The sequence below is a fragment of the Corynebacterium sp. HMSC11E11 genome (assembly GCF_001807025.1).
GTDB lineage: Bacteria > Actinomycetota > Actinomycetes > Mycobacteriales > Mycobacteriaceae > Corynebacterium > Corynebacterium freneyi.
This window is the reverse complement of sequence record NZ_KV787110.1, coordinates 1-7,912: the sequence shown is the minus strand read 5'-3', so window position 1 is coordinate 7,912 and position 7,912 is coordinate 1. Positions and strand designations below refer to the sequence as shown.

The 7,912-nt window shown below is 70.5% G+C and carries 7 protein-coding genes; 2 read left to right on the top strand and 5 right to left on the bottom strand.

Annotated features, from left to right (window positions below):
• Window positions 1-97: 97 nt before the first annotated feature.
• A complete protein-coding gene (locus HMPREF3121_RS01815) occupies window positions 98-1,546 on the bottom strand; it encodes a tryptophanase (protein ID WP_070519403.1) in 1,449 nt (482 codons plus the stop codon).
• 329 nt (window positions 1,547-1,875) lie between these two features.
• Between HMPREF3121_RS01815 and HMPREF3121_RS01810 the strand changes: the two genes are divergently transcribed.
• Window positions 1,876-2,445 carry an LGFP repeat-containing protein gene (locus HMPREF3121_RS01810; RefSeq protein ID WP_070519402.1) on the top strand — a complete coding sequence of 190 codons (570 nt, stop codon included), beginning with the start codon at window positions 1,876-1,878 and terminating at the stop codon, window positions 2,443-2,445.
• 84 nt (window positions 2,446-2,529) lie between these two features.
• On the opposite strand, the gene HMPREF3121_RS01805 is transcribed toward HMPREF3121_RS01810, so the two are convergent.
• The 4 genes from HMPREF3121_RS01805 to HMPREF3121_RS01790 form a co-directional block, all read right to left on the bottom strand.
• The gene (locus HMPREF3121_RS01805) at window positions 2,530-3,720 is read right to left on the bottom strand and encodes a CHAT domain-containing protein (RefSeq protein ID WP_070519401.1); all 1,191 of its coding nucleotides are present in this window, start codon (window positions 3,718-3,720) and stop codon (window positions 2,530-2,532) included.
• A gap of 66 nt (window positions 3,721-3,786) precedes the next feature.
• Window positions 3,787-4,272, bottom strand: a complete 486-nt coding sequence (locus HMPREF3121_RS01800; RefSeq protein ID WP_070519400.1) for a lipoprotein LpqH — start codon at window positions 4,270-4,272, stop codon at window positions 3,787-3,789.
• A 163-nt stretch (window positions 4,273-4,435) separates the two neighbouring features.
• Window positions 4,436-5,548 carry a hypothetical protein gene (locus HMPREF3121_RS01795; protein WP_070519399.1) on the bottom strand — a complete coding sequence of 371 codons (1,113 nt, stop codon included), beginning with the start codon at window positions 5,546-5,548 and terminating at the stop codon, window positions 4,436-4,438.
• Window positions 5,545-6,951, bottom strand: coding sequence for a hypothetical protein (locus HMPREF3121_RS01790; RefSeq protein ID WP_070519398.1), 1,407 nt, complete (start codon window positions 6,949-6,951; stop codon window positions 5,545-5,547). Before HMPREF3121_RS01790 ends, HMPREF3121_RS01795 begins: the two co-directional genes overlap by 4 nt.
• Window positions 6,952-6,966: 15 nt before the next feature.
• Here HMPREF3121_RS01790 and HMPREF3121_RS01785 point away from each other — a divergent pair.
• Window positions 6,967-7,912: hypothetical protein (locus HMPREF3121_RS01785; RefSeq protein WP_210387241.1), on the top strand; the 946-nt coding region annotated here is incomplete at its 3' end.

Genomic DNA, 7,912 nt, shown 5'->3' with positions numbered 1-7,912 from the left:
TGGCACTTGACAAAAACATAGGGACACCCCCCCCCCGCTCCCACGCACCGGGGCACGCGGAATTTTCTCTCCCGCCCGCCCTACGGTGAGTCGCCCCCTACAGCGAGTCGCCGAAGTCCTCGCGGAACTTCGCCATCAGCGGCGTCACCCAGTCCTGCTTCGGGCGCATGCGGCCGTAGAAGAAGCGCAGGATCTCCGGCTCCTCCTCCCATTCCATGCCGCCGATCATGCGGCGGTTCTGGTACAGCCAGTCGAGGCGGTCGATGACGTAGTTGACCTGCGACAGGGTGAACACGCGGCGGGGCATGGCCAGGCGGACCAGCTCCATGTCGGCCAGCGGCTCGTTGCCTTCGGCGTCGCGCTGCTCCGACATGGTGCCGCGTTCCATGCCGCGCACGCCGGAGACCAGGTACAGGGCGGCGGCCAGCGCGCCGGCCGGGTACTGCTCCTGCGGGATGTGGTCGACGAACCGCATCGCGTCGACGTGGGCGCCCAGGCCGCCGGCGGGGGTGATCACCGGGATGTTGCGGCGGTCGAGTTCGGAAACCATGAACTCGATGAACTGCGGGCCCTGGTTGATCATGTCCTCGTCCATGGTCTCGTCCAGGCCGACGGTGATGGCCTCCATTTCGCGGACGGACATGCCGCCGTAGGTGAGGAAGCCCTCGAACATGGGGACGTATCCGCGCATCTTCTTGTACGTTTCCTCGTCGCGGATGCAGATGCCGCCGCCCCGGCCGAAGCCGAGCTTGCGGGCGGAGAAGTACAGCACGTCGACGAGGTCGGCCATGGCCCGGGTGATCTCGCGGATCGACATGTCCTTGCACGCCTCTTCGCGGGTCTTGATGAAGTGCAGGTTGTCGGCCAGCAGCGACGCGTCGAGGACCAGCGGCAGGGAATGCTGGCGGCAGGTTTCGGACACTTCGCGGAGGTTTTCCAGAGAGAACGGCTGGCCGCCGATGAGGTTGGTGCCGGCTTCCATGCGCACGTGGCTGATCGCCTCGGCGCCGCGTTCGGCGATGAGGTCGCGCAGCGCCTCGACGTCGAAGTTGCCCTTGAACGGGTGGTCGGAGGTGACCTCGAGGCCCTCTGGGCGGATGAGCTCCACGACTTCGCCGCCGTTGACGGTGATGTGCTGCTTGGTGGTGGTGAAGTGGTAGTTCATCGGGATGAGGGTGCCCGGGCGGATCATCGTCTGGCTGATGATGTTCTCCGCGGCCCGGCCCTGGTGGGCGGGAAGGAAGTACTCCATGCCGAAGATTTCGACGAGTTTGTCGTGCAGGCGCGTGTAGGTGGCGGAGCCGGCGTAGGCGTCGTCGGCCATGAGCATCGCGGCCTGCTGGTCCTGCGACATGGCGTTGACGCCGGAGTCGGTGAGCATGTCCAGGAACACGTCGGCGTTTTGCAGCAGGAAGGTGTTGAACCCGGCGGTTTCCAGCGCCTCGCGCCGCTGTTCGATCGGCAGCAGCGTCAGCTTCTGGATGATGCGCACCTTGTGCATCTCGAGGGGCAGCTGCTGGCCCCTGTAGAACTTCACCTTCGACACGTCCGGGACTCCTTCGGAAAATAGGTTTGTGCTGGCGTGGTCCGGCACCTTGCCCATCATCCCATGACGTCGGTGGATTCCCCCGTCGGGGTGACGTGGATTGCCGTTGCTTGACGACGTATCGGTCGGGGAACTCGAGACACGAACGGGTAACGATCGTGCGTCCATCCGGGAACAATGGCTTGCGCCGATGGTGCATCTCGTACACCCTGGGTTGAGGAGCAATTCTGCAGCCCCTGCGGCGCACCGTTTTTCCGGTGGCCGTCGCAAAGCGGAGAAGCTCCCGGACAATTTACGAACCTCACCCACGACAAGACCAGGAGAACGACATGCGCAAGACCTCCATCACCCGCACTTCCGCCGCGATTTTCGGCGCCACCCTGCTGCTCGGCGCGGCTGCGTGCTCGACCGACGAGGCCAAGGACAACGCGAACAAGGCCACCGACGCCGTCGAGTCGGCCGTCAACGACGCCACCGCCGGCCAGGACTCGGGCGAGTCGACCGCCGCCGAGGGCGAGGGCTCCGAGGGCATGGATGATGAGGGCGCCGCCGATGACGCCGCCTCCGAGGACGTCGCCGAGGCCGACCTGCCCGGCGAGGTCACCGAGGCCGCCGAGGCCGCGAACCTGGGCGCGTTCAAGTCCGCCGAGAAGGTCGGCGACAACGTCCTCGCCGAGTTCGACAACGGCTGGGTCGTCTCCTCCCCCGATGGCGGCACCCACCCGATCGTCGGCAAGATCGGCGAGACCTGGAACGCCGACGGTGCCCTGGACAACGAGGTCGGCCTGCCCACCGACGGCGAGAAGGAGATCGAGAGCGGCTGGGAGCAGCCGTTCACCAACGGCACCATCCAGTGGACCCAGGACGAGGACGGCCAGTTCTCCGCCAAGTACATGTAATCGGCCGGTGCACGTGCGCGCAGGCGTGGACGTGCATCCCGATCGAGAAGCGGGCGCCATGTCGGCGCCCGCTTTTTCATGCCCTCAGCGCGGCGCCGGGTCGCGGAGGAACAGCGCCAACGACGCCCAGATCGCAGGATTGTCCGCCGGATGCCCGCCGGCGTCCCAGGCGCGGGCCCGCTCGACCTGCCAATCCAACAGGTGCCGGACCGGATCGGAATCGGCGAACGCTTCCGCCACGGCGACGGCGAATTCCATCAGGGGGTTCCGGCCGCCGAGGTCACCACCCATGCGCTTTTCCGAGTCACCGCCGACGTCCACGCCCGCGCCCGGGGTTTCGTACTCTTCGACGAATGCCGCCAACGCCGCCGTCGTCGGCAGCGTCCACGTGCTCGCCGCGACCAACTCCGCGCCGCAGGACACCGCCGTCATGGCCAGGCCGAACGGTTCGGGATGGCGCAGATCCGTGCCGGCGCCGCAGCCGATCAGTCCGACGCGCCTCGGCGCCCGCCATCCCGCGCGCAGCAGATCGCCGGCGCTGACGGGCGTGGTCAGGTGCATCGTCGTCGACTCGCCCGACGCCTTTTCCGCTCCCGCCGCCGAGACGTGGCCGACGAAAAGAAATGATTCGGCGGTGGCGCAGGCGTCGTAAAGCCAATCCGCGTCCAACCGCAGCCCCGGCTCCCCCAATGCGGACCCGTCCCCCGCGCCCGGCCCGAGAACCGGCCGCATGCCCGGCGCCGCCGGATCGAGTGCGATGATGCTGCCGTCCCCGTCATGGGGCGCACGCGCCTGCACGGTGATCGACGCCGGCACGCCGACGACCACGTCGATGAGCTCGCCGAGCATCCGTCGCTCCGGCCCCACCCGCAGCGCCGACCACGGCACCCGCGCCAGCGACGGGCTCGGTTCGATGACCAGGCGGTCGTGGCCGGCCAGACGCGCGGGCAGCTCCGGCGGCAGCAACACGTCCGCGAGCTGGGAGAAATACGTCGCGGTGTCTCCCGGCGAACGAAACGCCCCGTCGCGCAGCGTCCGCCGCACCGCCTGTTCCTCCGACTCGTCGCCCACCGGGTCCGGCAGCGACCGGTCGAAGGAGTCGCGGACGAGTCCGAGGAATTCCGCCCGCAACCGCACCGCCCCGGGGTGGCCCGGAACGGCGATGCCCCGCGCCCCCGCCTCCACGGGGTCCGGGTGCGGGACGACCTGGTTTCCGCCCTCGACGTGCCAGCCGACGTAGCCGTTGACGGCCTCGGCGAACGTGAGCCTGTGCATGTGGCCACCTTAAACGCGCGACGCCCGCCGAGCACGGGCTCGCGGGCGGTGGGGTCGCGCCGTCGGTTACGGGCAGGTGACCTTCATCTCGAAGGACTTCTCGGTCGGGCCGGCCATGGGGTCGTTGATGTCGGCGGCGGTGACGGTGCCGGTGATCTCGTACGTGTCGCCGTCCTTGGTGGCGGTGGCCTCGTTGCCCGGCACGCCCGGCGCGTAGGCCAGGGCCTCGCCGGACTCCAAGGAGCCCAGGCCGACGGCTTCGACGGTGAGGCTCTCGGAGTCGAACACCGCGGAGACGCCGCTGGCCTCGGCGGTGTTCTGCGAGCCGATGGCGATGTTCATCTTGCCGCCCTCCTCGGCGCAGACGACTGCGGCGTCGGTGATCTCGAGGGCTTCGCCGTCGACGGTGACGCTCCATTCGGCGTTGCCGGAGGCGTCGATGCCCTGTGCCTTCTCGGCGGCGTCTCCGCCTCCGGTGCAGGCGACGAGGCCGGTGCCCAGGGCCAGGACGGTGGCGGCGGAAGCGGCGTACTTGATGAACGAGCGGGACATTGTTCTTCTCCTCAGGTCTGCCGGAGACTTCGTGGTCTTCCGGTGTCTTCCCCGGCGCCTCTGTGGCGTTGCCGGTGACCTGAAGGTATGTCGCCCCTGGGGCCTACCGATCACGAAAAGCACGTCCCCGGTTTACAAAAGACCTGGTCGGAGGGGTTCGCCTTTACCTCGACAGGCGCGCCGCGAGCTTTTCGACGACGAACGCCGCACCCGATTCGGCCGCCTCTGCGGTGCCGCGCGCGAGTTCCAGGCGGGTGGCCGCGAAGTCGCGTACCCGGTCGCGCACGTCGGGGGTTTCGGCCCCATCGCCGGCCGGGTCGACTGCACCGACGCGCACGTCGACGTCGTTGGCGTCGAGCGCCCAGGCGTCGGCGGCGTCCATGTCGACGGTCAGCACCGCCACGCCATCGGCGTCGAGTCGTCCGGCCACGTCCACGTCGCCGACGGTCGCGTGTACGGCGATGCCCGTCGCATCGGCGCCGCCGACCAATGCGGCGCGCACGGTGAGCTCCACCGTTTCGGCTGCGTCCAGGGTCCAGGACACCGCGCTTTCCGACGAGTCCAGCGTCCCGGCCGGAACGCCCCGCCACTCATGGGAGGCCGTCCCGGCGGCGATGGCGTCGTCGTCGGCGTCGCGGCGACCACCGGCGACGAGCGCGTAGTCGTCGCGCCACATGCCGCTGCGCTCGGGTGCGGGTTCCTCCATGAGCTCGAGGGCCGCATGCGCCACCTCGCGGACCTCCGGGTCGAGGGAGCCGGCCCGCTGGCGCAGCCCCTCGGCATGCGCGCGCAGACCGGCGAGCTCCGGGCCGTCGACGGCATCGGCGCCGTCGGCGAGCACGTCGTCGAGGTCCGCAGCCGACAGCGCCAACTCGGCGTGCAGCAACACCCCGTCGAGCGCGGCGACGCCGTCGATGGGGCTGGCCGGCCACCACGCCCGCAGCCAGTGGCCATGGGCCATGCGCCGCAGATCGGCGAGCAATTCGCCGTCCCACTCCACGTCGACGGCCACCGCCGCAGCGCCCTCCGCCAACTTCGCCGGGCCCGCCGCATGGGCGATGACGGCGGCATGCCCGCGTTCGCCGATCAACCGCCACAACCAGTCGCACTCGGCCGGATCGGTGATGGTCAGCGTCGGAAAGCAAGGTCCGCCGACCTGCCACTCCAGAACCGCCCCACGCGCCTGAACCGCCTGGACCAGCGGCGGCGGGCCGGCCACCGGCTCGCCGAGGACGTGCAGCGCCTCGACGTGGGAGAACTCGAGTCGATCGGTCATGCCGCGGCCTCCAACGCCGTGCGGATGAGCTGACGATGGTCGTAGACCACCGATCGCGTCACCCCGGACAACAGCTCGCGGGTCTCGTCGGCGTCGACGGGTTCGCGCCCCAGCACATCGAGACCGTGAAGCCGCGGCCACAGGCGGTTGAGGTACGGCTCGTGGAACTCGGCGAGCTGCGCGACCACCCGCTCCTGACGCGCATCGACGGCGCCGCCCTGCACCAGCAACCGGCGCACGTGCATGATGTACGCCTCCTTGCGCAGCCGGGCCTGCAACTCGCGGATCAGGCGCGGCCCCTCGGGCAGCCCGCGGTTGAGCGGCTGCAGACCGGCGGCCACCGCGATGCCGGTGAGGAACGTGATGTGCGCGCCCTCCCCCGAAAGGCCGAACGGCGCGAGTACCCGGGCGACCTCGTCGGCGACGAAATCCGCCACGCCGTCGCCGCCATCGTCGCACCCCCAGCCGCCGATGTCGCCGACATCGCCATGCTCCCGGATGCGCCGCAGCGCCGACCGGCACCGCGAATCCACCGAACGATCCAGAACCCGCCCGCCATCGCCGACCAGCGGCGGCGGAGCCGACGGATCCGAGACCGACAACGCCACGTCGGATTCCGGGGACTCGAAGGCGGCCAGGAAATCGGCGACCACCCCGCCCCGCGACCGCAGGGCCAGCCCCGCCTCCGCGCACGCCCCCGACTCCACCAGCGCGTCCCACGACGGAGCCGCGGATTCCGCTTCGTCGAGAAGCATCCACGTCTCGTCGGCGAGGACGGCGAAATCGGGGTCGTCCGGGCACTCTCCCTTCCCCGCCCCATCGGCGCCGGTCTCCCCGCCACCGGGCTGCCCGCCACCGGTCGTCCACTCGTCGGCGAGCTGCCCGGCAATCGCGTCGGCGACCCCCGGCGCCGCCAGATGCGCCGCGATGTCGGCGGCGGTGACCTCGGCGGAATGAATCTCGGACAGCACCGCATCGCACTCGGCGGCGACCTCCCCGGCATCGAGGTCGCCCGGCGCGCCGCGCATCACCGCCAACTCATGGGCCCGGGGAAAGTACAGCTCCTGGGCGTTTCCCTCCGTGATGCCCCGGCGCCTGCGGGCCCGCCGCAGCTCCAGAAACCACGCCGACGCGTCGGAAAGCCGGACTCGATTGTCCGCGAGCAACGCGGTGAGATCCGCGGCGGCCGCGTCGTCGAGAAGCGGGGCCGCCAAATGCGGGCGCAACCGGGGCCGGATGATCAACGGATCGATGAGGCACTTCACCGCCCGCGCCACCGGCTGGCCCGCCTTGTTGCACAACGCCGGCGCGTCGATGGCCGCCCGCGACCAGCACTCCGCCAGCACGAGCGTCCGGGGTCTCCCCCCGACGGCGACGTCGACCACCTTGCGCGCCCTTTCCATGGGATCGTTTCCTCCGTGACCACAATAGACGCTCACCATCGCCTGCGGGCACTGCTGACGCGGGCGGAAGCCCTGCTCGAACGCGGTGAACCCGGGTGGCGCGAGCTCCTGGACGACGCCCGCGCTATGGCCGACGCCTTCGACGCGGACCCGGCGGCGGACCCGTCGGTGCGCGACGACGCGCGGATGCGCCTGGGACTGTTCGACGGCCACGTGGCGATGCTCGCCGGTGATGGCCGCGGGGCACTCGCCCACCTCGACTCGGCTCTCGACCATTTCGAACGCCATCGCATCCGCTCGGGGTTGCCGCGCGAATCCTTCGGCGACGTCGAATTTTCCCTGCGCTCCGCCCGGCTGGCGGTGCTGCACCACCTCGACGAACGCGACGCGGTCGACGCCGAACACGCAGAGCTGCTGGCCATCGCCGGGCACACGACCGACCCGGAGGACCGGGAAATCCACCTGTTGTTCATCACCGGCGACCTGGCGCGCGACCGCAACGACCCGCACACCGCCGTCGCCGCCTACCGCCAGGCCGTGCGCGCCGCCCGCAAACGACGCGACCTGCTCGGCCCCGCCCTGGTCAGCCTCGCCGGGGCGGAAGCCGCCGTCGGTGACGCCACCGCCGCCGAACGCACCGTCGCCCGGGCCGCCGCGCTCGTCGCCGACCAGCCGGATCAGATGGCGCGGCTGCAGGAGGCGAAACTGGCCATCGCCGCGCTGCGCGACGACGCCGGGGCCCTGTCCGCGGCGGCCGACGACTACCTGGAGTTGGCCACCGAACACGCCGACGCCATCCACCGTTCGATGCTGACCGAGGCCGCGGCGGGCACCGGGCTGGCCGCCCGACACCGCGGCGACCATGCCGGCGCCGCCGCCCACTACCTGGAGCTGGCGGACCGGGCGGCGACCCGGACGCACCGGGCCCAGCTGATCTCACGCGCCTCCTATTCGATTCACG